This is a genomic window from Bradyrhizobium sp. SZCCT0153 (assembly GCF_018129995.1).
GTDB lineage: Bacteria > Pseudomonadota > Alphaproteobacteria > Rhizobiales > Xanthobacteraceae > Bradyrhizobium > Bradyrhizobium japonicum_G.
Genome location: NZ_JAFCKS010000002.1, coordinates 102,785 through 126,574, shown reverse-complemented (window position 1 = coordinate 126,574; position 23,790 = coordinate 102,785). Strand labels below are relative to the sequence as shown.

Here is a 23,790-nt window from a genome sequence, read left to right as displayed (position 1 = left end):
TTTCGCCGATGCGACGAGGCCTGTGCCGGACGCGATGCTTTCGATCGGATGCGTCATTCCTGGGACACCAGCCGTGCATACTCGCCATCGAGCGCCAGCAGAGTCTCGTGCGTCCCGCGCTCGGCGACCTTTCCCTGGCGCAACACGACGATCTCGTCGCAATCCCTGATCGTGCTGAGACGATGCGCTATGATGATGCAGGTGCAGCCGGAGCGGCGCAGATTGTCGTCGATCGCCTTCTCCGTGACCGGATCGAGCGCGGCGGTCGCCTCGTCGAGAACGATGAGGGACGGGCGACCGACCAGCGCGCGCGCGATCTCGATGCGCTGACGTTGCCCGCCACTGAAATTCGTCCCACCCTCGTTCACGTATGAGTCGTAGTTGCCGGCCCGGACCGCGATCTCGTCCTGGATCTCGCCGTCCTTCAACGCCCTCATGAGATCGATGTCCGGCGTCGTCCGGTCCCACAGCGTGAGATTGTCGCGAACCGTGCCCTCGAACAGGAAAATGTCCTGATCAACATAGGCAATGGAGTTCGCGAGGATTTCGGGCGGAACATCCTCAAGCCGCGCCCCATCGATCAAGACCTCTCCGGCCCAGGGCTTGTTGAGCCCGCAAATCAGACGGCCCAGCGTCGATTTTCCGCTGCCTGACGCACCGACGAGGGCGACGCGCGATCCCGGAGCGACGGCAATCGAAAGGTCGGCGATCAGGGGAGGCTCGAGCAGGGAATAGCCGAACTGCACGTTCCTGAGCTCGATGCGCCCAGCAAGCCTGGCGGGAAAGCGCTTGTTCGATGCATCGCCGTTCGGCTTGTTGCCGAGCGGATAGTTGTAGACGTCTTCGAGGCGGTCGAGCGCGCCACGGATCAACTGGAATCCGCTGGCCTGATTGACGAGCGTCGCGACCGGCTCGGAGAAACTGGCCATCAGCGACTGGAAAGCGACGAGGCTGCCGAGCGTCAGGGACCCCTCGATGACCCGCATGCCGCCGAGAATCAGGATCGCCGTCATGGTCATTCCGGAGATCAAGGTCGGGATCATATCGAGCATGATCGACGACGATGCCAGCTGGCGCTCCGCATTCAGAAGCTTGGCCTGGATGCCGGACCATTGCCCGAACGCCTCGTCTTCAAGGCCGCTTGCCTTGATCGTCTCGATGGTTCTGACAATGCTGACCACTGCTCCCAACGACTTTCCGCGCTCCTGTGAGAGGCCGCGGCTGAGGTCCTCCCGGCGCCGGTGCGAGAGCCGCAAGGACAGAACGTTGAGCAGCGACAGGCCGATACAGATCGCGGCAAGCCACGCATCGTAGATCAGCATCGCGAGCGCAAAGAACACCACCGAGGTAAGATTGAGCACGTTCGCGGCAATTCCACCCGCGAGCAGCCGCGCAATCTGCTCGTTGGCCGCAACGCGCGTCGCGATGTCGCCGGCATGGCGCTGGGTGAAGAACTCCATGGGCAATGCCATCACCCGCCAGAGAAACCGGCTGATCATCACCACCGAGAGCTTTGTCTGAAGCCTGAGCAACAGGGACTGCTGCAGCAGCGTCAAGACCGTACGAATCAGCGCCGTGACGGCCATGCCAACCAGCAACGGGCGCAACCACCCGTTCAAATGCTGGATCAGCACGTCGTCGATGAAAATCTTGGAAAAGCTCGCGGCGACGAGCCCCGGAATGACCATGACGAAGCTGAGCAGGACAAGCAGACCGACCGCAGCTTTCGAGCCGCGCAGCTCGCGGACCAGCAAGCGCAATCCGCCGGGCTTGCTTCCTTGCGCCACAAAATCGGCCGTCGGCTCCATGGTGAGCACGACGCCGGTAAAGCTCCGGTCGAGCTCGTCGATGCCGATGCGCCGCCGCCCGAAGGCGGGGTCGTTGATGTAGGCGTATTTTTCCTCGATCCCGTCGAGAACGACGAAATGATTGAAGTTCCAGTGGATAATACAGGGGGTCGGCGCCGAACGGAGCGTCGCGAGCTCCTGCCGAAATCCCTTGGCAGACAGGCCGAAGCGCCGTGCCGCCCTGACGACGTTGCTCGCCTTGCTGCCGTCGCGCGACACCCCGCATTCGACGCGAAGTTGCTCCAGCGGCACCCACCGCCCGTAATGCGCCAGCACCATGGCAAGACACGCCGCGCCGCATTCCGCCGCTTCCATCTGCAGGACGGTGGGCGTCTTCTTGACTCCTGACGTCGGCGAAGCTGGACTACCCATCGATCCCGGTAAGCTTCCTGATGAGAGGAACGACGAGGTCCAGCGGACGCCGGTTGCGGGTGGTGATCTCGGCCTGGGCCAAGGTGCCGCTGGTCAGATGAACCTGCGGACCCTTTCCGACCGCCCATCGATAGCCGCTTGCCGTCGATGCATCCTGGTCGAGGGACACGGCGACAGCATAGGGCGCACCGTCATGGGAAAACACTTTTACCAGCTGATCGTTGTGGAGCACGGCCGTCATGCCCTGGGGAGTCACGGGAAATTCGGAAACGCTCGAGACAACTCCGATCATCGTGCCGAATTCCTCGCGCTTGACCGTGCTGGGCGCCACGCGCACCTGAAAGCCCGGCTTGACGCTCTTGCCCTGGTCTGCGGGGACATAAACGATGGCCTCGAGCCTTGCGCCCTCGTCCTCGATCAGGACGACCGGCGTGCCGACGGCGAGGACCGAGCCTGTCGACGTCTTGATCTCCAGCACGCGCCCCGCAATCGGGCTCAAGACCTGTGAATTCCGTCCCAAAGTTCCGGCGAGTGCCTGCATCTCACGGCGCGCATTGTTGGCCGCGAACTCGGCCTGTTGCAATTCGCGCGATCGCTGCGTTTCGAGATCGGTCTTTTGCGCGTGGAGCTTGAGGATCTCGTTCTGCGAGTCCGTCCGCCGCTGCTGGGCCTCGGTCAATTCGAGACGGCGATCCTCCAGCGTCTTGCGCGTCGTCAGGCCCTTCACCATCAGTTGCTCGAGATTCTTCACGTCGATATCGAGGGACTGAACGCGTTGGCCCGTCGCTTCGATGACCTTGTTGAAGGCGGTCTCCAGCTTCTCGAAGTTGGAGGCTTTTACTGCGAGCTCCGCCTCGACCTTCGCGGCCATGTCGTCGTGCTCACGCTGCCGCTCCTTGTAGGTTTCCACGGCGTTGCCGTATTTCTGCTCGATCTCGGTCTGCGAGATCTGGGCGATCACCTGCCCGCGCTCGACATGGTCGCCGACCGCAACGCCGAGCGATGCGAGCCTGCCATCCGCGCCGGACACCGCATCGACGACGCGGCCGCTGCCGACCAGAATGCCCTGCCCCGACACGCGCGACGGAATTCGGCCGTAGATGCCCCAGACGAGCGCGGCGACCAGCGCAATCGTCACGACTGCGGCGAGAATCCAATCGGCCGGTTTGGTGATCGCAACGAGATGATCGAGTTCGTCGGGCGATGCCGCACGCTGCAACGCACTGGCGCGGAAAATACGTTCGGGGCCCTCAGTCACGCCTCAATCTCCCCGCAAGAAAGTTCGGCGCAACTGCTTGTCGCTTGTCAAAACCAGCAGGGAACGCCTGAAGTATTCTCCAATGATACACAGGAGCCATTTTTTGCACAACGGGCCGCGACACCCCCGAACGGCCAGTCCTGCGCGCGGCGCTGGCGGAAAATACAATTGAGCGCTCTGCCGTACGGCGCTAAGCTTGCGCTGATATTTCAATGACACTGTCGGGGCTGAGGATATCGGACGCATCAAATGAAACGACGAGCGGACAGCGTCACACTTACCGCAGCGGCCCGCGTGGTCGTCGCTCAGCTGACCAGACAATGCATTGGATTGCTGGTCGCCACGAACGTGTGCATGGCGGGCGTTCTCAGCCAGGCGGACCTGAAGAAGGTCGAGGATCTCAGGCCGATGTTCGCGGGCCTGATGGGCGATCTGGTCCAGACCTCGAAGAGGCCCGACATCTCCGCTGTCGATGCAGATTGCGTCAAGTCCACGATTCAGAATCTCGTCGAGATTTCGCAAGAGCTGTCCAGTTTCGAATATCTGATCACGATCGAGAAGGAGCTGATCAGCGTCAGTGAGAATGACCCAACCCGCGACGTGGTGAAATTCGCCGTCGAGCAGTCGACCAATATTCTGACCAGCCAGCGCAAGAAGATTGCCCAGCTTCCCGATCAGTGCGCGAGGTCGGCTCTGGCCTTGGCCAAGGCTCAGCAGGCTTTGCAAGTCGTCGACGCGACAACCGGGATTTTGAGTTCTATTCGTTCTCGACTTTGAAATGAACCGACGTCGGTCGTGATACCCGCGCGACGAGATCCGGATGAAGCGGCGGACTCACCAACCTGTCGTCGTCGAACCCTAACGAATGGCGGAACGAAAGAGGTCATCCGATCGGATGACCTCTTCACTCCGGATTGACGACGGAGACATTCCACCGACAAACGATCGACCCGCAAATGGTCCGTTTCATGTCCGGCGGGACTAATGCGGGATGTACTGTCCCAGCACCGGCCTGGCGAAGACGTCTCGCATCGTCCAGCCGCCGACCGCGCGCGAATCCAGAATGCTCTGGAGCATGCTTTCGGTAGAACCGCCCACCACCGTCTCCAGCGCCGCATCATCGAGCAGAATTGCAGAGTGTTCGTTCTTCGAGGTCTCAGATTTTGTCATTGCCATCTCCTGTTTGCCTTAGGAGGGACCGCCCCTCTCAATCAGTGGTCACAGGTATAGGACCCGAGGTTCGTCCAGACTGTGAGGCCCCTCACACAGGAGCATGGAGGGGAGCCCGCACCGGATTTTGGCCTCTCTTTCGTTCGCTCAGACGAAATTCCCGGGCCGATGGCCCGGGAATCCCAAGCTTGACCGGCTGGTCCCGTCCAGGGTCAGGACATTCTGAGCGGGGGCACGGTTGGACCCGGGCCGGGGCCAGTCGGGGGATGCGCGATCACCTTGATGATGGCTTCCGCGACTTTCAGGCCATCGTGCTTGAGCCAATCCCAGGCCGAGGACGCTTCGTGCTTGATCCAGCCCCACAGACCGCCGCCAGCGACGGAATCGAGCTCCTCAAGGGACAGCTCACAATTTGCAAAGTCGTTGTTCGTCGGAACGCTCATCGTCGTTTTCTCCCGTTGACGCTGCGAGGCCATCCCGCAACCACGGGCAATGTGTCGGCACGCACGAGGGGTTGATGTGACTGCAGTCACCTTGTCGCTATTGGAAATGATTTGTCGCCAGGAGCCGAGGGACGTTGCTGAACCCTTTGGGCGCGCTGCCTGCCAAAATGCACTTCGGGCCGCTGCCATTATTTGGTGGACCAATTGGGTCCGGACCCTAGACCACAGTCCCGAACAACTTCCCGATGCCGGCGGTCAGCGCCAGGGCAAAGGCGCCCCAGAATGTCACGCGGACAGTCGCACGCAGCATATTCGCGCCTCCCGCCTTTGCGCCGACCGCTCCCAGCACGGCAAGAAAGGCCAGCGATGCAGCGGACACAATCGGGACCAGGGCGCTGGCAGGCGACACGAAAACCATCAGCAAGGGCATGGCGGCCCCCACCGAGAACATTGCAGCCGAGGCAAACGCGGCCTGGACCGGACGTGCTGCGGTAATCTCCGAGATTCCCAATTCGTCGCGCGCGTGAGCCGTCAGCGCGTCCTTCGCCATCAATTGCGCCGCTACCTGCCGCGCCAACGACGTGTCGACACCCCGCTTGACGTAGATCTCGGCAAGTTCGTCGAGCTCGAATCCAGGGTTCTCGCTCAACTCCTTGCGCTCCCGAGCAAGATCGGCCTGCTCGGTATCCGACTGCGAGCTGACGGAGACATATTCGCCCGCGGCCATCGACATCGCGCCGGCGACCAATCCGGCAATACCAGCAATAAGGACGTCGCTTCGGGTTGCCGCCGCTGCCGCAACGCCGACGACCAGGCTCGCGGTCGAGATGATACCGTCATTGGCTCCCAAGACTGCAGCTCTGAGCCATCCGATCCGATCAACGAGATGGTTCTCGGTGTGCACATGAAGGCGGCTCATATCGTTCTCCTGACAATGCCCTGAAGCCGCGGGCCGACGTCACGCGCCCCGGGGGCAGAACCCTATCGATCAGTGCGAGAACAAAATCGGGATGGGAGGGTTCGACAACATGCTTTGGGTCGCACCTCCAAGTATGAACTCCCGGAGCCGAGAGTGCCCGTATGCTCCCATCACGAGGAGGTTTGCGTTGCAGGAGGCGACATGCGCTTCAAGGGCCTTCCCAATTGGCCGCCCCGCCGCATCGACGTTGTCGAGGATCACATCGATTCCGTGCCGCGAAAGGTTCTTGGCAAGTTCATCGCCTGAATGCTTCGTATCGAGGGTCTTCTCATTCGCGACCGTTATGACCCGCACTTGCCTTGCATGCTCCAGGATCGGAATCGCATCGGCAACCGCGCGAGCGGCAGCCCGGCTGAAATCCCATGCAACCACCGCGGTCTTGAGTTCGAATGGCTTGGTTCGCTGTGCTTCGGGCAGGACCAAGGTTGGCTTTCCCGTGCCAAATATAATGGCCTCCGCAAACCGTTGATCGTAGGCCTCGGGGACGGGCACCAGGATCAGATCGCGCAGCCGCCCATATTCCACGAGTACGTCCGGCAGCTCGTTGGTCAAGCATTTATCCAGGATCCTCTCGCGCGATAAGCCGGCTTTGTCCGCGATGGAATCAAACGCGGCGAGCAGCGCCTGTGCGCTCTCCCGGCTCTTCTTGGCCTCGCTGGCAGCCATTCCCGCGACATTCACGAGAGAATTCGAAAGAAACGTGCCGGGAACTTGAACATGAACCTCGCATGCGAGCGCGGCGATGTGACAACCCAAGGACGACGCAACCGCAACCGCCTTTTCCACGACCGAAACCGGGGTCGGTTCGGGGTAGCTGGTCAACGTTAGAAGAACGTCCCTGATGGCCATCGGGCCCTCCCACTGAACTTCCGATCAGTCTAGGTGCTCAATTCGAGGGTAAATTGATCTATCGCAGACATCGCCCCGGCCCATCCGTGTCGTCCAGCTGCTGGATGCAGGACGTCTCGCGGGCTGTGCGACACTTTTGATCCATCTCAACGGCATACCGAGCATCGCCTCGTAAGGTCGAGCCTCGGGCCTCGACCGAGAGATTGATTAGCAATGGAGGACCATGCCGTGCTCAAATTCAATCAACTCGTCACAATAGCTTCCGTATCAATCGCCATCGCAATGTCTTCCCCAGCCGCCAACGCCCAGCCTTACGGACCTGGGGCGCATGGATGGGGACGGGACATGATGGGCTCCGGCATGATGATGGGGCCGGGGTTTATGGGTCGCGGTGGATTCGGGGGCATGTGCAGCCCCGCTGCCGCCGGCTTTTCCGGATGGCGCATTGACCGGCTCGAACAGGTCATCAAGCCAACAGATGCGCAACGTGCCAAGTTCGATGAATTGAAGGCGGCATCCGACAAAGCCTCGGAGGCCCTCCGCCTCGCCTGTTCGACCGACGTGCCAACCACCGCGGTCGGTCGAATGGAGTTCATGGAGAAGCGCATGGAAGGGATGCTGCAGTCGGTCAAGACCATGCGTCCCGCTTTCGAGGCATTCTACGCCACTCTCACCGACGAGCAGAAGGGCCGACTGGATTCGCCTTCGGACCGCGGCCGCTTTTGGCGGCACCTCTGGTAGAGCATTAGCCGGCCAATTCCCGATGGAACGCCTCTGGACTGACGCCGATCTGGTTGGCGACAGGCTTTCGTTGTCCCTTCGTACCGTTGATCGCGCAGAGCTTGACGACCTGCAGACGGCTAGTCGACGTGGCCACCACGCGAACGCCAGCCGCTCATGCCGCCCGGATAATGGCGCACGTTCTGCTGGCCGGCGGCGAGTGCGCGGCGCAGCGCGGTCGCCGAGCGACCTCCCGCCTGACAAATCAGAACGATCGGCTTGCCCTGCGCCAATCTCGCCGGATCGAACTGCGACAGCGGATGATTGAGAGCACCGGGAATGTGACCATTACGGAATTCGTGCGGCTCCCGGACATCGACGATCGTGCAGCTCTTCTCGCGATGCGCCTGCACCAGCTCATCATGATCGATCGCAGCAACGCTGGTCGCCCCCGCAAACTTCTTCAGCAATCCTGACAACATGGCAGATTCCTTCTTTGCTTCGCTAAACCGACCCAGCCGCCGCACCGCAATTCATATTCTAATTATCGAATATATTCAACCTTTTGGATCCAAACGATCGCGGCATCACGCTCGATCTTCGCGAAGGAAGCGGTGCCGGCGCGGCCCTTGACGATGGAATGCCGAATGCTATTGAAGGACCAGATGCGCAAGCCGGATACTCAGATCCTGGAGAAAAAAGCGAGCGAGCTCGCCGCGCTGATGCGCATGTTTGCCAATGAGCATCGCCTGCTGATCCTGTGCCAGCTGGTCGAGCTCGGCGAAGCGAGCGCCGGCACCCTCGCGGACTCCGTCGGGATTTCACCCTCGGCGCTCTCGCAGCATCTTGCGAAAATGCGCGGCGAACGGCTGGTCGCCTCCCGGCGCGACAGCCAGACGATCTGGTACCGCATTTCCGATCCGCGGGTGGAAGAGCTGTTTGCCACCCTGCACCGGCTGTATTGCGGCAGGAAGGCTCACTGAGCCGCCCTGCCGGCGCCCGGTGTTTCAGGCCCGCTTCGGCTGACTCGTCTCGACCCACCAGAAGAACAATCCGGCCCCGATCGCGAGCGCGATGAACCACGCCGCGTCGGGCACACCTGTCAGATCCGGCAACCGGACCTTGCCAAGCGCCCAGACATTCAAGACATGCCCCTTGAGCCAGTCGAAACTCAGCGCATAGAGAATCGCGCCGGCCACCATGCCGAGGGCACCCACCAACGCATGAACGCTGCCGGTCGCGATCGCACCGAGAGCCGTTCCGGGGCAGTAGCCGTAGACCACCATTCCGACGCCGAACAGCGCCGCGCCCAGCGCGACCGCGAGCATGTTGGCATCCTTGACGTAATATTTGGAGTTGCCGGTATCGACCAGCAGCAGGACGCCGATCCCGCCGACCACGATCGCGGTGCCCATGACCTTGAGGACCGTGAAGTCGCGCAGGCGGAACTGGTTCTCGATCACGTTGCAGCTTGTCACTTTGCCACGCTGCAGCAGGAAACCGAAGGCCGCCCCCATCACCAAGGCACCAAAGATAGCAAGCATGATCGTCTCCTCAGGACTTGCGGAACATGACGGCCGACACGACGAGACCGGTTGCGAACATCACCCCCAGGAACAGCCAGCTCGACAGCGCAAGCTGAAGGCCGCCGGAGATACCGTGGCCGCTGGTGCAGCCGCCGGCGAGGCGCGCGCCGTACATGATGACGACCCCGCCGGCAAAAGCGGCGATGAAGCGCTTCGTCACCGATGGGCCGAAACGCTCCTTCCAGACTTCGGGCACGAGTTCGAGGCGCCAGGTCCCCGACAGCACGGCCGATACGAAGGCGCCGAAGGGAATGCCGACCAGGAACCAAACGCCGTAGTCCCACTTCAGCGGCATGCTCTTCCAATAGCTGTTTTGCGCAACCGCATCGGCACCGATGAACGGCGTGGCAAACAGCGATGCGATGCGTGAATACGCGGTGGTGACGCCGAGCGGATCGCCAAACAGGCCGAACGCGATCCAGCTCAGGATGCCGATGCCGGCGCCGACCAGATAAGGGGACCAGTCGATCCGGGCACTTCGCGGCACGTCTCGTGCGATATCATGGGTGATCGTCGTCATGGTGCGTCTTCCCCGAAAGCGACTTTCGCGGCCGCCGCTATGGCCATCGAGACTATTTATATTCAATAAATTGAATTTAGCAATATCTAAAATAATACCGGCACGTCACGCGCGCTCGGCGCTGGCGGCGTGGCGCAGCTGTGGTGACCAGCCGCGGTCGACGAGCAGATCGGTGAGTGCCGCCCCGACCCACATGCCGATAAGCACGAGCCATGCCGTCAATGCGAACACCGAGGCGCCCGTGATTCCGGCGCCGACGGCGCAGCCGCCGGCCAGCATGGCGCCGAACCCCATCAGGACGGCGCCGATCAGGTAGCGGCGCATGCCGAGCCCGTCGGAAAAGCCCTCCAGCCGGAACTCGTGCCCACAGGCGGCGGCGGCGAAAGAACCGAGAAAAACGCCCGGGATGATACCCAGATCGAAATCAAGACGAATGTAGGGACTGTTCAGCACGACGGTCAGGACCTCGGCGGATGGTCCGCTGAAAGTGAGACTCTTCAGCGCCACGGGTGAAAAAGAGGACTGGGACAGTTGGTAAGTGAAAACCCAGCCTGCAACGACGGCCGCGCCGGTCAGAAGTGCGGACCAGAGCAACCGTGGAGCAAGACGGCTGCGAAACGCGAAACCGAAGCCGGCCAGCAGCCAGATCGCGCTGAAGGCAAGCTTTTCCGGCGTCCCGCCGCCCACCAGGCTCATGATGTCCCGCGACGGGCCGCCGTTGATCAGCCAAAGATTGGTCAGCCACTCCCGAGCCGGCGACAGCAGGCCGCGATAGGCTGCTTGTGCCGCAACAGCGAACACCAGACCCGATAGAAGGGCGCGCAGGTTGCCGTTGGCCGAAAGCACCAGCAGGCGGCTCGCGCAGCCTCGCGCCAACACCATGCCGCAACCGAACATCAAGCCGCCGATCAGCGCGCCGGAGATACTGCCCTGCTGGGCAAGCTGACGCGCCTCGGAGACGTCAAGCCATCCGAGTGCAACCAGCAACTGCGTTCCCATCAGAGCGCCGGCAAAGGTCAACAACCAGACCGCCAGTCGCTGCCCTGCTTGCCCGCGCGAAAACTCGATCGCCGCGGCGCGGAGGCAAAAACGGCTGCGTTGCGCGAAGAAGCCGAAAAGGCCGCCGACCAGAAGCCCGCCGATCCACGACAGCAGATCCTCACCTATGAGATCGGCGATGGACGTCAGCACGTTCGCTTCGACTCCCTCGAGATCTGCCCAGTCTATCGATCCTGCATTTTCCCCAAATGAGCCAGATCAAAACCGACCAGATGTCGAACAGGGCGATAACGCATTTTCGAAGCGCTCAGGGGCGCAGATAGGCATAGCCCTGCTGTTGCAGCTCGGCCAGCCGGACGACACCGCCCTTCTCGGCCACGACGAACCCCGGGGTGAGATCGTCGAGCTTCACGCCCTGGGCCTTCATCGTGTTGGCGCAAGCGTCGAAGCCGACTTGCTCTTTGGTGAGCCGCTCCATCGTGGAGACGACGTGGCTATCCGCCGACAGCGCGTGAAAGGCGCGCAGCGCCGGACCGTGAACGACGAGCCGAATGTCGGCCTGACCAGGCCCGCCAACGCCGTCGACATGGTTCTGGATATTGCCGAGCACGAACACGACGCGATCGATATCTGCAAGATGGTAGACCACGCGCTGCCGCGGGCCGGGCCCAGCTGCGGCAACGGCCTGTCCGGCCCCGAAAGCCCCCAGCAGCAACGTGACACCGGCACTCAGCAACGATCGACGTTCCATGATTCCTCCTAAGGCGTCTGCTTGACGAACTCCGCAATGCGGTCCGCAGCGTCTTCCGCCGCCAGGTCCCGAAAGAAATGATCCGCATCGTCGATGGTCGCGATGCGAATGTTGCTGCCTTGCCTGGCCGCCAATGGGCCGAATGATGGCAGGACATCGGAAACCGTGGTGTCCTTGGCCCCGGCGAGCACCAGGACGGGGAGCTTCAGCGTGGCGGCGAAAGCCGCCGTGTCCTGCAGCGGATCATCCCGGTAGAACGACTGAAAGGCGCGCGGCGTGACGACCGCATCGCGACAATAGATAAATCCGGGAACATTGATCCACTCGCCGCCGCGGCCCGCATCGACCGCCCGCCAAGCCTGATCCAGCAACGGCGAGAGCAGCGCGCCATAGGTCTTGGCATAGGCCGCGCGCAGGTCGATCTCGGTCGCGCGGGTCGCCGGAGCAAGCAGCACCGCCCCACGCACGGCGTCAGATCCGGCCGTCAGGTAGCGCACAACCTGGTTGGCTCCCCGGGAATGGCCAAAGGCATAAATCCGCCGCGACGACTTCCCGGCTTCGGCAATCCACGCGCCGATCTCCGCGACGGCGTCGCCCGTCAGATAGTCGTGCTTCTGTGCGCAATCGAACATGCCCTTGCGACGATCGAGGCCGAGCGTCAGATTGTGCGCCAGCGTCGCGATGCCGCGCTCCTGCAGCAGCCTGGCGAGCCCCTGGATGGTCTCCATGTCCTTGTGGGCCAGCGTGCCGTGGGTCATCACCACCAGCGGCGTCTCCGCCGTCATCGGCTCCGGCGTGCGCAAAGTCGCCAGCGCCACGCGACCGCCGACGGTCAGCTCGCGTTCCTGCTCGGTGGCCAACAGCGGCTGAGAAAATACCAGGACGAAAAGCACGGCCAGAAGGCGCATTCAGGACGACCCCAATTACGGACGAATGATCGTCCAGTTCTTCTCCGCCAGGTCGAGCAGCTCGGCAACACCGGCCTCGACGACCCTGACGCCCGGCATCAGCCGGGGCCGCTTGCCGTCCCTCGCGGTCAGCGTGTCGAGCGTATTGCCGCAAGCGACAAAACTCACGTTGGGCATGGATTTCGCGAAATTTCCCATCCGCTCGTGGACGGGCGAGCGATCGTCCAGCAGCATGTCCAGTCCCCCATTGAAGGCGACCACGGTGATCTCGACCTCCTCGCCGTGGCCGGAATAGTAGCGAGATACGTTGGCCGCGATATCAAGTACCGCCCGCATCTTTGCGGGTTCGTCATCACTGATCTGGAGCGCTAGCCTGTGCGGCTCGGCGGCGCGGGTCGCATTCATTGCCGCATCGACGAAAACCGCTGCGGAGAGGGCCGTGAAGCAAAGGACACGGCGGCTCACCACGGAATTTGTCACTCGACGCCTCGCGGCTTGCCTTCCTTCGAATCTTCGGGCGTCACATCGATGGCGGCGGCCCGTCCCGTGATCTTGACCGGTCCGAGACAGTCCTTCATGCAGGGATCCTTCTGCCAGAAAGCCTTTTCCGACGTCGTGCGGTCGTCCATGTAGAAGCCCTGCTCATTGGGCATTTTGATCGACGCCAGGTTCTTGTTGCTGAGCTCGAAATTCTGATCCGTGATCACGTCGTTCAGGAACAGAACATAGGCCACCAGCGCATAATACTCATCGACCGAGAGCGACTCCGCGTTTCCATAGGGCATGGCGTGGCGGACATAGTCGAATACCGTCGAGGCATAAGGCCAGTACGAGCCGACCGTCTTTACCGGATTGTCGCTGGTCAGTGATCCCTTGCCGCCGGCGAGCACAGGCCAGCGGCCATTGCCCTCGCCGAACTCGCCATGGCAGGAGGAGCAATTGTCCATGAAGAGCTTTTCGCCCTGGGCGACCGTACCCTTGCCTTCGGGTAGTCCCTGCCCGTCCGGCCGAACGTCGATGTCCCAGCCGCGGATTTCCTCCGCAGTCGGAGCGCGTCCGATGTTGTATTTCGGTCCGCCTTTCGCGTCGGGCTTCTCTCCGGCCAACAGCGGAGTGTTAATCAGGCAGGCCAGGGCCGCCGCGGCAAACAATCTAGGCAACTTCAACATTCTCGACCTCACCATTGGCCAGTACGTGCCAGGTCTGGATACCGTTGTTGTGATAGATCGAATTGACGCCGCGGATTTTGCGGAGGTCGACCTTGGTCGGCTGCACGTAGCCGGTCTCGTCCTGCACGCGCGATTGCAGCAGAAGCGGCTCGCCGTTCCAGTCGAACTCGTAGTAGAAGCGCGTCAGCGCCTTGTCGAGCACGGGGCCGTCGAGCCGCGCCTGACGCCAGTTGCGACCGCCGTCGAGCGAAACATCGACGCGCTTGACCTTGCCGTTGCCGCTCCAAGCCAGGCCCGAGATGATTGTGAAGCCCTTGCCGTGCTTGATCGGGGCTTGCGGGCTTGGACTCGTGATCACCGACTTGGCGTCCATCACCCAGGTGAAGCGACGCGCCTTTCCGTTCGGCAACAGATCGGTGTATTTCGACGTCTCCTCCCGGGTGTGCCAGGGCTGATCGCCGACCTTTATCCGGCGAAGCCACTTCACCCACAGGTTTCCCTGCCAGCCCGGGACCACGAGCCGCATCGGATAGCCCTGCTCCGGATAGAGGGCCTCGCCATTCATCTTGTAGGCGATGATGCAGTCATCCAGCGCCTTCTCGATCGGCAGGCTGCGGTCCATCGCGGCCGCATCGGCGCCCTCCACGAGGAGCCATTTTCCGTTGCTTTTGACGCCCGCTTCTTCCAGAAGGGTGCGCAGGGAGACGCCCGTATACTGCACGCAATGAACCATGCCGTGCGTGAACTGGCAGCCGTTGAGCTGCGCGCCGCGCCACTCCATGCCTGAATTGGCCGCGCATTCCATGAAATGAATGCGATTGACGCGCGGGTAGCGCTTCAATTCCTCGAGCGAGAGGATCAACGGGCGTTCGACGAGGCCATGGATCACCAGGCGATGATCCGCAGGGTCTATCTCCGCGATGCCACCGTGATGGCGCTCGAAGCAGAGCCCGTTGGGCGTGATGATGCCTTCGAGCTCGTGGAGCGGCGTGAAGCTGACCGACGATTCCCGTGACGCCGTCAGCCATTCGACATCGCGACGGATGACGTCCTTCTCGAATTTCGACGGCTTGCCATAGGGGCGCACCGCCACGCCTTCACCGAGGGACTTGCTCCAGTCGGGTACGTTCGGAGGCTGGTTTGCAGGATTGCCGGCGGCAGTTGCGGGCTTCGCCAGGACGGTCGCGGCAACGCCGGCACCGGCAGCGAGAAAGCTCCGTCGGGATTGCTTCGGACTCTCTGTCGTCATCGATCTCAAGCTCCGGTGACCTTGACGGCACGATTGGGCTCGAGCCGCACGGTTTTCTGTCGGGTCAGGTAGTTCGCAACCACATCCCAGATCGCAGGGCCTTCCGTTCCCTCGTTCACGCTGGCCCAGCCTGCCACCTGGTATTCCCGGCCTGCCTCGATCGGAGCTCCGGTCTTGACGAGCTGCATGGCGGTAATGCGCTGGCCCTGCGGCTTGGCGACGTCGATGGCGTAGGCGAGACCTCCGATCCGCACCATGTCGCCGCCCTGCTGATAGTAGGGATCGACGTTGAAGAGGTTGTCGGCGACGTCCTCGATGATCTCCTTCAGCCGCGCGCCGGTCATGCCCATGCGATAGACTGCGGGGTAGGTGATCGCGGTTGCGTTGGTCACGTCCTCGAAAGTGATGTCCTGTCCGGGCAGCACGCTGGTACCCCAGCGGAAGCCGGGCGACAGCGCGATCTCCGCATCGCGCTCCTGCAACAGCGCCTGGCAGATGAGATCGTCGAAAGTCCCGTTGAAATTGCCACGCCGGTAGAGCAGAGACTCCGTCTTGCCGAGAATCTTGCCGAGCTCTCCGGCGAACGGCTTGCGCACCTCGGCGATCTTGGCCGCCATCTCCTCGTCCGGCGCGATGGCGTCGGAAAAGAGCGGAATCAGCTTGTAGCGGAACGCCTTCACCTCGCCGTCGCGCACGTCGAGATCGAGACGCGAGACGAACTTGCCGGACGAACCGGACGCGATCAGCAGGGTCTTGCCAACCTTCACCGCCTCCGGCAGCGCATCATGCGTGTGCCCGGTGAGGATAACGTCGAGCCCCTTGACGCGGCTGGCTAGCTTGCGATCGACATCGAATCCGTTATGCGACAGCAGCACCACGAGCTGCGCGCCGCCCTTGCGAGCCTTGTCGACCTGCGCCTGGACGTCCTCCTCGCGCACGCCGAAAGACCAGTTCGGAATCATCCAACGCGGGTTGGCGACCGGCGTATACGGAAACGCCTGGCCCAGCACAGCGATCTTGACCCCGCCGCGCTCGAGCATGGTGGAGGCCTCGAACGCCGCCTCGTTCCACTCGGTGTCGCGGATGTTCAGCCCAAGAAACGGGAAACCCAGACCTTCGATCGCCTGCTTGACCCGCTCGGCGCCATAGGTGAACTCCCAATGGCCGGTCATCGCGTCCGGCTTCAGCAGGGCCATGCAGTCGATCATGTCCTGGCCGCGCGTTTTCAGAGACGACCACGAGCCTTGCCAGGTGTCGCCGCCGTCAAGCAGCACGACCTTATCGCCGCGCTCGGCGCGGATCGACTTGATCACGGTAGCGGCGCGATCCAGTCCGCCGATCTTGCCATAGTTCTTCGCCAGCGCCTCGAAATCCTCGGACGTCAACGCATAGGCAGCCGACGAGCCGGGCGCGATGCCGAACCGTGACAGGAACTCAGCGCCAGTAACGTGCGGCGGCAGTCCCTTCGCTTCCCCAACGCCGAGATTGGTCGAGGGTTCGCGAAAGTAGAGCGGCATCAGCTGGCCATGGATGTCGGTGACATGCACGAGCGTTACGTTGCCGAGCGGCTCGAATGCCAGCAGGTCCTTCTGCGTCAGCCGTTGCTGGGCGGCAGCCCGGCCAAGGCCCAGACCTGTTCCACCAGCAAGCGCGGCCGTTGCTGCGGCAACCTGAATGAATTCACGGCGCGAGATCATCCGTTCCGTTCCCTTGCATGCCTTCCAGATGGCTCAGTTGCGGACCGAAGGGGTCTCCACCGGCAGTCCAATGCCGCGCCAACCGACATAAAGCTCGAGCGCGAGAAACTCGTCGGAAAGCGGCTTGAAGGGCTCGGCGCGGACGTCGAACATGCAGCCTTCGAAGCGTTCGTGCAGCGGGACCAGGCGCTGATCCCGCAATCGGTAAGTGGGAAAGCCGTTGGTCTGCCCCTGGCTCAGGAAGTCGGCGCGCATGAACTTGCCGTTGTTGCGCTCGTGGCAGGACGCGCAGGCGAGATCGAGCTGTCCATAGCGGGTATAGTAGATCTGCTTGCCGCGCTCGAACCAGGGTGACATCGGGCCGTCGGTCTTCACCGCCACCGGCATTCCGTGCGACTGGTACCGCACGAAAGTGGTCATATCGGTGAGCGCCTGTGACTTGAATGCCCAAGGCTCCGCCTTCATGTGTTCGCTGCGGCACATGTTGATGCGCTGCTCGAGATTGACCGGCTTCTTCAGCTTGTCGTCCCACTTCGGCATGGCGGCGCCGACACCCTTCATGGACTTCTCTGCCTCGCCATGGCAGCTCATGCACGACTTGCCTTCGCTGCCTTCGACTTTCTTCCAGACATCGGCGGCGCGCTCGACGGCGAGAAAGCCCGGGTTCTCGAGGTCGTCGTCCTGCACCGCCCGGGTCTCCTTGGTGCGGAATTCGTAACCCGAGATGATGGTCTTGAAGACGTGTCCGGGAGGCGCAGGTATGCCCTTTCGCCCGGCATCCTGAGCGGCAGCGGGTACGCCAGCCAGCGCGGTTATGGCAACGACGGCGGCCAGCAGGCCGACATGACGATACGGCATTCGCGCTCTCCGTTCTGATTTGATCGTGGGGATCAAGCTTTGATCGCGATCTTTTCCTCGGCCGTGATCACCGTGCCGTCATCGTCGGTCCATGCGAACTTGAACGTGCCGTCCTCGTCGACCCGCGCGGTGAACTGGATGTACGGGTTGGCCGAGATCGCGGGCTCGAGCGCGCAAGCGAAGACAGGCTTGCCGTTGAACTCGCAGCTGAACTTGTTGATGATCTTTCTCGGAATCGGCTTTCCCTGCGCGTCCTTGCGCTGACCGGATTCCATCACGTGCGAAACCAGGGTCTTGATCTGGATGATCTCGCCCTTGGTGGCTTCCTTGGGAAGCTTGATGCGCGGTTTGTCTGCCATGATCGTTTCCCCTCTGTCAGCCGCCGCAGCCGCCGATGGTCACCTTCACCGTCTTCTGCTCGGTGAACAGCGAACCGTCGCTCATTTTCGCGAGTGCGATCACGTTCTGGGTCGCGGCCAGCCGGATACGGACCGCAGCCTCCGCCTTGCCGGAGAGCGGCGAGAACATCAGCGTAGCAACACCGGCATTCGGATTGCCGTCCGCAATCAGCATCACTTCCTTGACGTAAGACTCCGCGGTCATCGGGCTCTGGACGGTCAACGACAGAGGGACCGTGTTGCCGTTCTCTGCAATCTCCGGCAAGTCGAGTGAAATCTTGCCCTTCGCCGCTTCCTTTCCGCCGGTGAACTTCGCGATCCATTGCGCGGCATCGTTCGACACTTGCGCATCGGCAGCCATTGGCACCAGGGTCAGCGCGACGAAGCCGCCCCCGAGCGCGAATGCCTGCCTTCGACTGATGGGCTTCATCTCAATTTCTCCTGGGGCATCATTTTAGTGTTTCGAGAAATGCGACCACATCCTCGACCTGCGCGGCCGAAAGAATGGTCTTGCCGGCAAATTCGGGGCGCACGCGGCTCAGGCCTTCGTTCTTGTAGAACGCCGGCATCACGGTGTCGGTGAAGATGAGCTTGGGATCGGCCACGATGAGCCTGAGTTGCGCCTCGGTGTAGCGGCCGGCCACACCGTCGAGCGACGGGCCGAACTCGCCGTGGAATTCCTCGGACTTGAGGCTCGTCACTTGATGACAGGCGAGACAGTTGCCGAGCGTGCGCGCCAGGAAAACCTTCTTGCCTGCATCGGCATGGCCCGGCGCGCCGCTCAAGGATTTCGGGAGCGAGTCGTTGACGACATCGAGCTTGACGGGTTGCTGCGCCGTCGCGGCGGCTGCAGAAACGGCAAGCAGGAAGGCAGCCGGCAGGAGGCGGCGCATGTTTCCATCCCTTTGCGAGACTCTCGCTTGTTGTGATGACGGACTTACGATCCCATCAAATTCACTTATTACGATATTTGTATATGATGGACGATGTCAAGGACATTTCTGCGACTGTCCGCAGCCGCCCCGCCTACCCCTTCGGGTGCTCCAGAAAGTCGCGGAAACTGCCCCGCCTGTAGCCTTCCTCGCGCACGAAGTGAAACATGGCAAGGAAGTGCTGCGGCTTCAGATAGCCGGGCGCCCGGGCGACTTCGCGCGCAGCGGGCTCCTTGCGGCCGATGCCGTCAGCCGTCGCCGGAAAGAACTGAAACGTGGGAGTGAACCGGATGCCGTATTTCTGCGCCAGGTCCCTTTCGGCAAGTTCGGTCCCGTCGAAGTCGACGACCTTGCGCGAGCCGATCAGGTTGAGCTGCAAGACTTCAAAATTGTCTCGAATATAGCCCGCGATCGCCGGGTCGGCGAAGTTCACAAGGTGCGTTTCGCGGCAATATGGACAGCCGCGCAGCTCCCACATGACGGCAAGCCGCTTGCGGTTTGAAGCAGCCGTCTCGAGATCCTCGCGAAGGTCGAGAAAGCTCTGCAAGAACCATGGCTGGTGATAGAGCCCATCGTCGCCCAGCATCGCCTCCGCGCGCGCAACGGATGATTGCATCATCACGAGCACCACGGGAGCGAACGCGAGAAATCCGCGTCTGGTGAGGCCGTTTGGTGTTGCGATGGAAAGGTGCATCCTGCCTGCTTGCACATTATAGAATTGCGTTCATGATATTCGAATATTAGAATATGACAAGGATTTCCGATGTTGCGGCGCGTCACGACGATATTGCTGTGGCTCACTTTGAATGTCGCTGCCGCGGGCGCGGAAGCTCCCCCGGAATTCGCCAACGGGATCGTTCCTGTGATGGCAAATCTGCGCACGGCCATGAGCTATGCGAGGACGGGTAACATCGCACTCGCGCAGATCGAGATCAGCGATGCCCTGGTCGGCTGGAAGCAGTTGCAGCACTTCAACGGCACGGCAATACCTCCGTATCCACCGGTCGCATTGGATGCTTTTCTCACAACAGGGCAGGAACAGCTCATTGCCGCCGACCGTGCACTCGACCGCGGCGATGCCGACAGCGCGATCAGGGAAGTGCAAGGCCTGCGACGCGCGCTTCGCGAGCTGCGACGTCACTCCGGCCTTTACGATCTCAGCGACTGTGTCTTCGAACTCGGGCCTGCAATGACCACGCTTCGCGACGAAGCGACGCGATTCGGCGAACAACTTCCTCATCGGGCCGAAGGGACGGTTGCGGCCGCCAGCGTGTTCGGCGACCGGTTGCAGCGCTGTAACGACTGGGCGAGCGTCGAAATCTCGAAGCAGTCTGAGTTTCGCCGGCTGATCGACGGCGCTATCGCAAGCTCCGGCGAGATATCCCGCGCCGCGCTCTCCGGCGACGCTCCGCTTGTCCATCGTTACCTGATCGAGCTGCAATCCTTCGCCCAACTCCTCGACTTTCGCTTCGGCTAGTCAACCGACGTTGGTCAGCCCGGGGAAGCGCTCGAGCAGCCATTGAGAAATCCAGGGCATGAAGCCCGAGAGAAACACGAGGCCCGTCGCTACGAGAAACACGCCCATCGCCCTTTCGATGGTCCCCAGGTGCCTGCGCGCGCGTCCAAGCCACGCGATGAAATGGCCGGTAAAGGCGGCGGCGATCATGAAGGGAACGCCAGTCCCCGCGGAATAGGACAGCAGCAGCAGCGCACCGCGACCGGTCGTATCTTCGGAGCCCGCCATCAGCAGCACCGCTGCAAGGATCGGCCCGGCACAAGGCGTCCACCCGAACGCAAAGGCAAGTCCCATCACGAATGCTCCGGCAAGACCCGCCGGCTTATTCTCGATCTGGACGGTCGCGCTACGGTAAAGAAGTGGAATTCTGATCAACCCCAGAAAGTGCACGCCCATGACAATGATCAGAATCCCCGCAATCGTGCCTAGCGCCGAAAGATGTGCCGAGATGAAGCGCCCCAGCAGCGTTGCGCTCGATCCAAGGGCGACGAAGACGAGGGAAAATCCAGCCACGAAACAAAGGGCGGAAAGCAGAACGCGCCCTCTTGTCCGGGCCCCCTCGGCGGGCAGGTCCGTCACCGAGACGCCGGCCATGTAGCAGAGGAAAGGCGGTACCAGCGGCAGGATGCAGGGTGAGAGAAATGAGAGAAGACCGGCAAGAAAGGCGGCGCCGAGCGAGACGTCCAGACCCATACTGCTCCGCTCCCCTCTATACGTATACGAATTTAATGATATAATACCGTCGAGAAGTCCAGAAGATACGTCCAGCGATGTCCCCTGCCCGTTTCCTATTCTTGGCAGCAATAGCCATTGCCCTGTTGCCGCTTCAGATGGGGAGCGCGCTTGCCGCCGAGCTCGTGATGTTCGAGCGCGCAGGTTGCGTGTGGTGCGCGCGGTTCAATGCCGAGATCGCACCAATCTACCCCAATACGGACGAGAGCCGATCCGCACCGCTTCGTCGCATTGACGTGGATCGACCTCTGCCGACGGACCTTGTTGGGATTGACGCCGGTCCTTTCACACCGACATTCGTGATAGTAGATAAAGGGCGTGAAGTTGGACGCATCAGGGGCTACCCGGGGGATGCGTTCTTTTTCGGGCTGCTGGACCGGATCCTTCTCAATGCGGGATTGCGGGCAGGTCAGTCCTGACGGTGCGAAAGGAATGAGCAAGACATGCCGCTGCCGAAGTTGAAGGATATCGAGGGCTCGGCCGAGCTCGAGCAGATGATCGAGAGGGCACGCGAGGCGAGCGACATGCTGAAGGCGCTCTCGCATGAATCACGGCTGTTGCTGCTCTGCATTCTCGCCGAGGGGGAGAAATCGGTCACGGAGCTCGAGCAATTTCTCGGTGAACGCCAGTCGACAGTGTCCCAGCAGCTCGCGCGCCTCCGACTCGATCGCCTGGTGACGACCCGTCGCGACGGCAAGGCCATCTACTACAGCCTGGCGAATGACGACGTGCGCAAGATTCTGACCGCGATCTACGACGTGTTCTGCGAGCCGGTACGCCGCCGACGACGCTGACGCCGGGATTGCTCTGGATTCCTGGTCCTTCCTGGCGCAGACTGCCCGAAGCGAACGACAAGGAAAATCCGGAGGATATGCTCACCCTCTCTCAGGTCAGCCTGGTGTGCGGGCTGCTCGCCGGCGCTGCGCTTGGTGTCGCCGGTCGCGCGGGTCGCTTCTGCACGCTTGCGATGCTGGAGGATGCCTTCTATGCGTCCGATACGCGCCGGCTGAAGTCGTTTGCGTTCGCTGCCGGGATTGCATTGCTCCTGACCCAGTCGATGGCGGCGCTTGGTCTCATCGACCTTTCCACGTCGATCTACTTGTCTTCCTCAATCGGACTGGGCGGAGCAATCATAGGCGGGCTGGCCTTCGGCATCGGGATGGCTCTGGTGGGCACGTGCGGTTTTGGGACACTGGTGCGAATCGGCGGCGGAGATCTCAGGGCAATCGTCGCTTATCTCGTGATAGGCATTTCCGCCCTCGCAGCAATGCGTGGATTGACCGGCTTCATGCGGCTCGCCCTGATCGAGCCCCTCTCCGTCCGGCTTCCCGAAGGCACGACACAAAGTCTCGACTCCCTGCTCGCGCCGGTTTTCGGGACTCACGCACGGGCCATCGTGGCGAGTTGCGTGTCGCTTTCGCTGGTCGGCTGGGCCTTGGCTGACGGCCACCTCCTTCGCTCGCGGCGCTTGCTGTTTGCCGGCGGCACCGCGGGGCTGGCGGTCGCCTTTGGCTGGTTCGCGACCGGCTGGCTCGGCCACGACGAGTTCGACCCCGATCGTCTGGCCTCTCTCACCTTCGTCGCCCCGCTTGGAAACAGTATTCTGTACGTTGCGACGTTCTCTGGCAGTCGCGCCGACTTCGGCATCGGGTCGGTTGCGGGTGTCGTCCTCGGATCATTTCTCGCCGCGCTGTTTTCGCGCGGCTTCCGCTGGGAGGCCTGCGACGACGCTCGTGAGCTGAAGCGTCACATGATCGGCGCCCTGCTGATGGGAACGGGCGGCATCCTGTCTATGGGCTGCACCATCGGACAAGGCCTTTCCGCATTCTCCACACTCGCTCTCTCCGCGCCCATCACGATGCTGGCCATCGCCTGCGGAGCGCGGCTTGGCCTCGAATATACGATGACCGGAGAATGGTGGCCGGCGATCCGGCGGATGTTTGGTGCGTCAGCATAGAGAGAGACGAAACAGGCTCGCCGGGCTCAGCCGGGTTTGCCCGGCATGCAGCGTATGGATCAACCAGCCTTAGGTATCGACGATACGCTCGAGCGATTCTCGAGTTATGCTGGACTATCGATTGAAGAAACGAGGAATTTCAATTCGGATCTTGCGCCACGGCGATCAGGTCGATTGGGCTTCCGTTGGTTGATGATCCCATGCACGCTATCGTCTCGCTCCTTCAGATCGCTCCAGTACGCCGTAAACTGATCCCATCGCCAGACTATACGTTGTGAGCATGGCCAACGAAAACATCGCAGGCCAAAAGCCCAGTCCGGTTGAGGTTGCAAACGAGCCGAGACCGATCATCGGAAACGCCAGGAGATTCATCACCAGCCAACCGCAGATGCCGAAGACCAGTCCCTTGGACGTGCCGCTGCCCCCGGGCAGATATCGATAGAGATACCCAAAGACGAGGCCGATCACGGTCGATCCGTTGAAAAACGAAACCAGCCAAAGGATTCCTGGGTGAATGTCGTGCCCGAACAAGTGGCCTGCAGCCATCTGGAAGTTCTCGTAGGGCTGGAATGACGGCAGGATTCCGGCCTTGGCCTTGAAGTACATGAGCGCCGTCGAAGCGGCGCTACCGCAAAATCCAGATATGGCGGACTTCCAGATCCACTCCCACGCCGTGTGAATTCGGCGAGGAGGTGTCGTTAGCCCCGTTTTTTGCAGCTCCGTTGTTTGCATGGCTAAACAGTTTGCAAGGTGCATTTCCAATCACGTTGATCTGCGTCAAACAGCTGGAGTGCGGTCCGGCATTTGCGCGAAGCAGGCCCCCCACAGATGTCCGCTCTTCATTTGCCAACGGTGCCAACTCGACGTATCGGGAGCTCGT

Annotated in this window: 30 protein-coding genes; 7 read left to right on the top strand and 23 right to left on the bottom strand. The window is 61.8% G+C overall.

What is annotated here, in order from left to right; translation table 11 throughout:
- Positions 1-53 precede the first annotated feature (53 nt).
- Positions 54-2,219: an NHLP family bacteriocin export ABC transporter peptidase/permease/ATPase subunit gene (locus JQ572_RS08505; protein ID WP_211382562.1), complete on the bottom strand. Its 2,166-nt coding sequence runs from the start codon at positions 2,217-2,219 to the stop codon at positions 54-56.
- On the bottom strand, positions 2,212-3,477 hold the full coding sequence (locus JQ572_RS08500) for an NHLP bacteriocin system secretion protein (RefSeq protein ID WP_211382561.1): 1,266 nt from the start codon (positions 3,475-3,477) through the stop codon (positions 2,212-2,214). Before JQ572_RS08500 ends, JQ572_RS08505 begins: the two co-directional genes overlap by 8 nt.
- A gap of 249 nt (positions 3,478-3,726) precedes the next feature.
- Here JQ572_RS08500 and JQ572_RS08495 point away from each other — a divergent pair, with 249 nt between their 5' ends.
- Positions 3,727-4,254: a hypothetical protein gene (locus JQ572_RS08495; RefSeq protein ID WP_211382560.1), complete on the top strand. Its 528-nt coding sequence runs from the start codon at positions 3,727-3,729 to the stop codon at positions 4,252-4,254.
- Positions 4,255-4,458: 204 nt separating this feature from the next.
- Here JQ572_RS08495 and JQ572_RS08490 read toward each other — a convergent pair whose 3' ends face one another.
- The 4 genes from JQ572_RS08490 to JQ572_RS08475 all read right to left on the bottom strand — a co-directional run bounded on the left by JQ572_RS08490 (position 4,459) and on the right by JQ572_RS08475 (position 6,918).
- Entirely contained in the window at positions 4,459-4,647 is a 189-nt protein-coding gene (locus tag JQ572_RS08490) for a hypothetical protein (protein WP_211382559.1), read from the bottom strand.
- Positions 4,648-4,859: 212 nt separating this feature from the next.
- Positions 4,860-5,090: a hypothetical protein gene (locus tag JQ572_RS08485; RefSeq protein ID WP_211382558.1), complete on the bottom strand. Its 231-nt coding sequence runs from the start codon at positions 5,088-5,090 to the stop codon at positions 4,860-4,862.
- A gap of 217 nt (positions 5,091-5,307) precedes the next feature.
- A complete protein-coding gene (locus JQ572_RS08480) occupies positions 5,308-6,009 on the bottom strand; it encodes a VIT1/CCC1 transporter family protein (protein ID WP_211382557.1) in 702 nt (233 codons plus the stop codon).
- A gap of 69 nt (positions 6,010-6,078) precedes the next feature.
- The gene (locus JQ572_RS08475) at positions 6,079-6,918 is read right to left on the bottom strand and encodes a universal stress protein (RefSeq protein WP_211382556.1); all 840 of its coding nucleotides are present in this window, start codon (positions 6,916-6,918) and stop codon (positions 6,079-6,081) included.
- Positions 6,919-7,263: 345 nt separating this feature from the next.
- On the opposite strand from JQ572_RS08475, the gene JQ572_RS08470 reads away from it, so the two are divergent.
- A complete protein-coding gene (locus JQ572_RS08470; protein WP_211382555.1) occupies positions 7,264-7,659 on the top strand; it encodes a Spy/CpxP family protein refolding chaperone in 396 nt (131 codons plus the stop codon).
- Between the two features lie 119 nt (positions 7,660-7,778).
- On the opposite strand, the gene JQ572_RS08465 is transcribed toward JQ572_RS08470, so the two are convergent.
- On the bottom strand, positions 7,779-8,120 hold the full coding sequence (locus tag JQ572_RS08465) for a rhodanese-like domain-containing protein (protein ID WP_211382554.1): 342 nt from the start codon (positions 8,118-8,120) through the stop codon (positions 7,779-7,781).
- A 183-nt stretch (positions 8,121-8,303) separates the two neighbouring features.
- On the opposite strand from JQ572_RS08465, the gene JQ572_RS08460 reads away from it, so the two are divergent.
- Positions 8,304-8,621 carry an ArsR/SmtB family transcription factor gene (locus JQ572_RS08460; protein ID WP_211382553.1) on the top strand — a complete coding sequence of 106 codons (318 nt, stop codon included), beginning with the start codon at positions 8,304-8,306 and terminating at the stop codon, positions 8,619-8,621.
- A 24-nt stretch (positions 8,622-8,645) separates the two neighbouring features.
- Here the strand turns inward: JQ572_RS08460 and JQ572_RS08455 are convergent, their stop codons facing one another.
- The 14 genes from JQ572_RS08455 to JQ572_RS08390 all read right to left on the bottom strand — a co-directional run bounded on the left by JQ572_RS08455 (position 8,646) and on the right by JQ572_RS08390 (position 19,324).
- Entirely contained in the window at positions 8,646-9,182 is a 537-nt protein-coding gene (locus JQ572_RS08455) for a YeeE/YedE thiosulfate transporter family protein (RefSeq protein WP_211382552.1), read from the bottom strand.
- Positions 9,183-9,192: 10 nt separating this feature from the next.
- A complete protein-coding gene (locus JQ572_RS08450) occupies positions 9,193-9,744 on the bottom strand; it encodes a YeeE/YedE thiosulfate transporter family protein (protein ID WP_211382551.1) in 552 nt (183 codons plus the stop codon).
- A 105-nt stretch (positions 9,745-9,849) separates the two neighbouring features.
- Positions 9,850-10,935, bottom strand: coding sequence for a YeeE/YedE family protein (locus JQ572_RS08445; RefSeq protein WP_211382550.1), 1,086 nt, complete (start codon positions 10,933-10,935; stop codon positions 9,850-9,852).
- 115 nt (positions 10,936-11,050) lie between these two features.
- Positions 11,051-11,494, bottom strand: a complete 444-nt coding sequence (locus JQ572_RS08440) for a DsrE family protein (RefSeq protein WP_211382549.1) — start codon at positions 11,492-11,494, stop codon at positions 11,051-11,053.
- A gap of 8 nt (positions 11,495-11,502) precedes the next feature.
- Positions 11,503-12,402: an alpha/beta hydrolase gene (locus tag JQ572_RS08435; protein ID WP_211382548.1), complete on the bottom strand. Its 900-nt coding sequence runs from the start codon at positions 12,400-12,402 to the stop codon at positions 11,503-11,505.
- A gap of 15 nt (positions 12,403-12,417) precedes the next feature.
- Positions 12,418-12,807 (bottom strand): DsrE family protein, encoded by a 390-nt coding sequence (locus JQ572_RS08430; RefSeq protein WP_211382547.1) that lies wholly within the window; start codon positions 12,805-12,807, stop codon positions 12,418-12,420.
- Between the two features lie 71 nt (positions 12,808-12,878).
- Positions 12,879-13,586 (bottom strand): c-type cytochrome, encoded by a 708-nt coding sequence (locus JQ572_RS08425; RefSeq protein ID WP_211382546.1) that lies wholly within the window; start codon positions 13,584-13,586, stop codon positions 12,879-12,881.
- Positions 13,555-14,820, bottom strand: a complete 1,266-nt coding sequence (soxC, locus tag JQ572_RS08420) for a sulfite dehydrogenase (RefSeq protein ID WP_211382545.1) — start codon at positions 14,818-14,820, stop codon at positions 13,555-13,557. Before soxC ends, JQ572_RS08425 begins: the two co-directional genes overlap by 32 nt.
- A gap of 5 nt (positions 14,821-14,825) precedes the next feature.
- Complete coding sequence (gene soxB / locus JQ572_RS08415) at positions 14,826-16,517, bottom strand: thiosulfohydrolase SoxB (protein ID WP_211382544.1); 1,692 nt, start codon at positions 16,515-16,517, stop codon at positions 14,826-14,828.
- Positions 16,518-16,550: 33 nt separating this feature from the next.
- Positions 16,551-17,375 carry a sulfur oxidation c-type cytochrome SoxA gene (gene soxA, locus JQ572_RS08410; RefSeq protein ID WP_211382543.1) on the bottom strand — a complete coding sequence of 275 codons (825 nt, stop codon included), beginning with the start codon at positions 17,373-17,375 and terminating at the stop codon, positions 16,551-16,553.
- A 32-nt stretch (positions 17,376-17,407) separates the two neighbouring features.
- A complete protein-coding gene (gene soxZ / locus JQ572_RS08405) occupies positions 17,408-17,734 on the bottom strand; it encodes a thiosulfate oxidation carrier complex protein SoxZ (protein WP_211382542.1) in 327 nt (108 codons plus the stop codon).
- A 16-nt stretch (positions 17,735-17,750) separates the two neighbouring features.
- Positions 17,751-18,203 (bottom strand): thiosulfate oxidation carrier protein SoxY, encoded by a 453-nt coding sequence (gene soxY / locus JQ572_RS08400; RefSeq protein ID WP_211382541.1) that lies wholly within the window; start codon positions 18,201-18,203, stop codon positions 17,751-17,753.
- Positions 18,204-18,222: 19 nt separating this feature from the next.
- Complete coding sequence (gene soxX / locus JQ572_RS08395) at positions 18,223-18,666, bottom strand: sulfur oxidation c-type cytochrome SoxX (protein ID WP_211382540.1); 444 nt, start codon at positions 18,664-18,666, stop codon at positions 18,223-18,225.
- Positions 18,667-18,799: 133 nt separating this feature from the next.
- Complete coding sequence (locus JQ572_RS08390; RefSeq protein WP_249128980.1) at positions 18,800-19,324, bottom strand: thioredoxin family protein; 525 nt, start codon at positions 19,322-19,324, stop codon at positions 18,800-18,802.
- 144 nt (positions 19,325-19,468) lie between these two features.
- On the opposite strand from JQ572_RS08390, the gene JQ572_RS08385 reads away from it, so the two are divergent.
- On the top strand, positions 19,469-20,182 hold the full coding sequence (locus JQ572_RS08385) for a hypothetical protein (protein ID WP_211382538.1): 714 nt from the start codon (positions 19,469-19,471) through the stop codon (positions 20,180-20,182).
- Here the strand turns inward: JQ572_RS08385 and JQ572_RS08380 are convergent, their stop codons facing one another.
- Positions 20,183-20,914, bottom strand: coding sequence for a cytochrome c biogenesis CcdA family protein (locus JQ572_RS08380; RefSeq protein WP_211382537.1), 732 nt, complete (start codon positions 20,912-20,914; stop codon positions 20,183-20,185).
- A gap of 77 nt (positions 20,915-20,991) precedes the next feature.
- On the opposite strand from JQ572_RS08380, the gene JQ572_RS08375 reads away from it, so the two are divergent.
- The 3 genes from JQ572_RS08375 to JQ572_RS08365 all read left to right on the top strand — a co-directional run bounded on the left by JQ572_RS08375 (position 20,992) and on the right by JQ572_RS08365 (position 22,910).
- Entirely contained in the window at positions 20,992-21,372 is a 381-nt protein-coding gene (locus JQ572_RS08375; protein WP_211382536.1) for a thioredoxin domain-containing protein, read from the top strand.
- Between the two features lie 24 nt (positions 21,373-21,396).
- Complete coding sequence (locus tag JQ572_RS08370) at positions 21,397-21,747, top strand: ArsR/SmtB family transcription factor (protein WP_211382535.1); 351 nt, start codon at positions 21,397-21,399, stop codon at positions 21,745-21,747.
- 77 nt (positions 21,748-21,824) lie between these two features.
- A complete protein-coding gene (locus tag JQ572_RS08365; protein WP_211382534.1) occupies positions 21,825-22,910 on the top strand; it encodes a YeeE/YedE family protein in 1,086 nt (361 codons plus the stop codon).
- Positions 22,911-23,117: 207 nt separating this feature from the next.
- Here the strand turns inward: JQ572_RS08365 and JQ572_RS08360 are convergent, their stop codons facing one another.
- The gene (locus tag JQ572_RS08360) at positions 23,118-23,642 is read right to left on the bottom strand and encodes a DUF6789 family protein (RefSeq protein WP_349643095.1); all 525 of its coding nucleotides are present in this window, start codon (positions 23,640-23,642) and stop codon (positions 23,118-23,120) included.
- Between the last annotated feature and the right edge of the window lie 148 nt (positions 23,643-23,790).

Coding starts and splice junctions, on each gene's coding strand:
- JQ572_RS08505 (WP_211382562.1), bottom strand. CDS start 2,219: ATGGGTAGTCCAGCTTCGCCGACGTCAGGAGTCAAGAAGACGCCCACC.
- JQ572_RS08495 (WP_211382560.1), top strand. CDS start 3,727: ATGAAACGACGAGCGGACAGCGTCACACTTACCGCAGCGGCCCGCGTG.
- JQ572_RS08490 (WP_211382559.1), bottom strand. CDS start 4,647: ATGACAAAATCTGAGACCTCGAAGAACGAACACTCTGCAATTCTGCTC.
- JQ572_RS08485 (WP_211382558.1), bottom strand. CDS start 5,090: ATGAGCGTTCCGACGAACAACGACTTTGCAAATTGTGAGCTGTCCCTT.
- JQ572_RS08480 (WP_211382557.1), bottom strand. CDS start 6,009: ATGAGCCGCCTTCATGTGCACACCGAGAACCATCTCGTTGATCGGATC.
- JQ572_RS08475 (WP_211382556.1), bottom strand. CDS start 6,918: ATGGCCATCAGGGACGTTCTTCTAACGTTGACCAGCTACCCCGAACCG.
- JQ572_RS08470 (WP_211382555.1), top strand. CDS start 7,264: ATGATGGGCTCCGGCATGATGATGGGGCCGGGGTTTATGGGTCGCGGT.
- JQ572_RS08465 (WP_211382554.1), bottom strand. CDS start 8,120: ATGTTGTCAGGATTGCTGAAGAAGTTTGCGGGGGCGACCAGCGTTGCT.
- JQ572_RS08460 (WP_211382553.1), top strand. CDS start 8,304: ATGCGCAAGCCGGATACTCAGATCCTGGAGAAAAAAGCGAGCGAGCTC.
- JQ572_RS08455 (WP_211382552.1), bottom strand. CDS start 9,182: ATGCTTGCTATCTTTGGTGCCTTGGTGATGGGGGCGGCCTTCGGTTTC.
- JQ572_RS08450 (WP_211382551.1), bottom strand. CDS start 9,744: ATGACGACGATCACCCATGATATCGCACGAGACGTGCCGCGAAGTGCC.
- JQ572_RS08440 (WP_211382549.1), bottom strand. CDS start 11,494: ATGGAACGTCGATCGTTGCTGAGTGCCGGTGTCACGTTGCTGCTGGGG.
- JQ572_RS08435 (WP_211382548.1), bottom strand. CDS start 12,402: ATGCGCCTTCTGGCCGTGCTTTTCGTCCTGGTATTTTCTCAGCCGCTG.
- JQ572_RS08430 (WP_211382547.1), bottom strand. CDS start 12,807: ATGAATGCGACCCGCGCCGCCGAGCCGCACAGGCTAGCGCTCCAGATC.
- JQ572_RS08425 (WP_211382546.1), bottom strand. CDS start 13,586: ATGGTGAGGTCGAGAATGTTGAAGTTGCCTAGATTGTTTGCCGCGGCG.
- soxC (WP_211382545.1), bottom strand. CDS start 14,820: ATGACGACAGAGAGTCCGAAGCAATCCCGACGGAGCTTTCTCGCTGCC.
- soxB (WP_211382544.1), bottom strand. CDS start 16,517: ATGATCTCGCGCCGTGAATTCATTCAGGTTGCCGCAGCAACGGCCGCG.
- soxA (WP_211382543.1), bottom strand. CDS start 17,375: ATGCCGTATCGTCATGTCGGCCTGCTGGCCGCCGTCGTTGCCATAACC.
- soxZ (WP_211382542.1), bottom strand. CDS start 17,734: ATGGCAGACAAACCGCGCATCAAGCTTCCCAAGGAAGCCACCAAGGGC.
- soxY (WP_211382541.1), bottom strand. CDS start 18,203: ATGAAGCCCATCAGTCGAAGGCAGGCATTCGCGCTCGGGGGCGGCTTC.
- soxX (WP_211382540.1), bottom strand. CDS start 18,666: ATGCGCCGCCTCCTGCCGGCTGCCTTCCTGCTTGCCGTTTCTGCAGCC.
- JQ572_RS08390 (WP_249128980.1), bottom strand. CDS start 19,324: ATGATGCAATCATCCGTTGCGCGCGCGGAGGCGATGCTGGGCGACGAT.
- JQ572_RS08385 (WP_211382538.1), top strand. CDS start 19,469: ATGTTGCGGCGCGTCACGACGATATTGCTGTGGCTCACTTTGAATGTC.
- JQ572_RS08380 (WP_211382537.1), bottom strand. CDS start 20,914: ATGGGTCTGGACGTCTCGCTCGGCGCCGCCTTTCTTGCCGGTCTTCTC.
- JQ572_RS08375 (WP_211382536.1), top strand. CDS start 20,992: ATGTCCCCTGCCCGTTTCCTATTCTTGGCAGCAATAGCCATTGCCCTG.
- JQ572_RS08370 (WP_211382535.1), top strand. CDS start 21,397: ATGCCGCTGCCGAAGTTGAAGGATATCGAGGGCTCGGCCGAGCTCGAG.
- JQ572_RS08365 (WP_211382534.1), top strand. CDS start 21,825: ATGCTCACCCTCTCTCAGGTCAGCCTGGTGTGCGGGCTGCTCGCCGGC.
- JQ572_RS08360 (WP_349643095.1), bottom strand. CDS start 23,642: ATGCAAACAACGGAGCTGCAAAAAACGGGGCTAACGACACCTCCTCGC.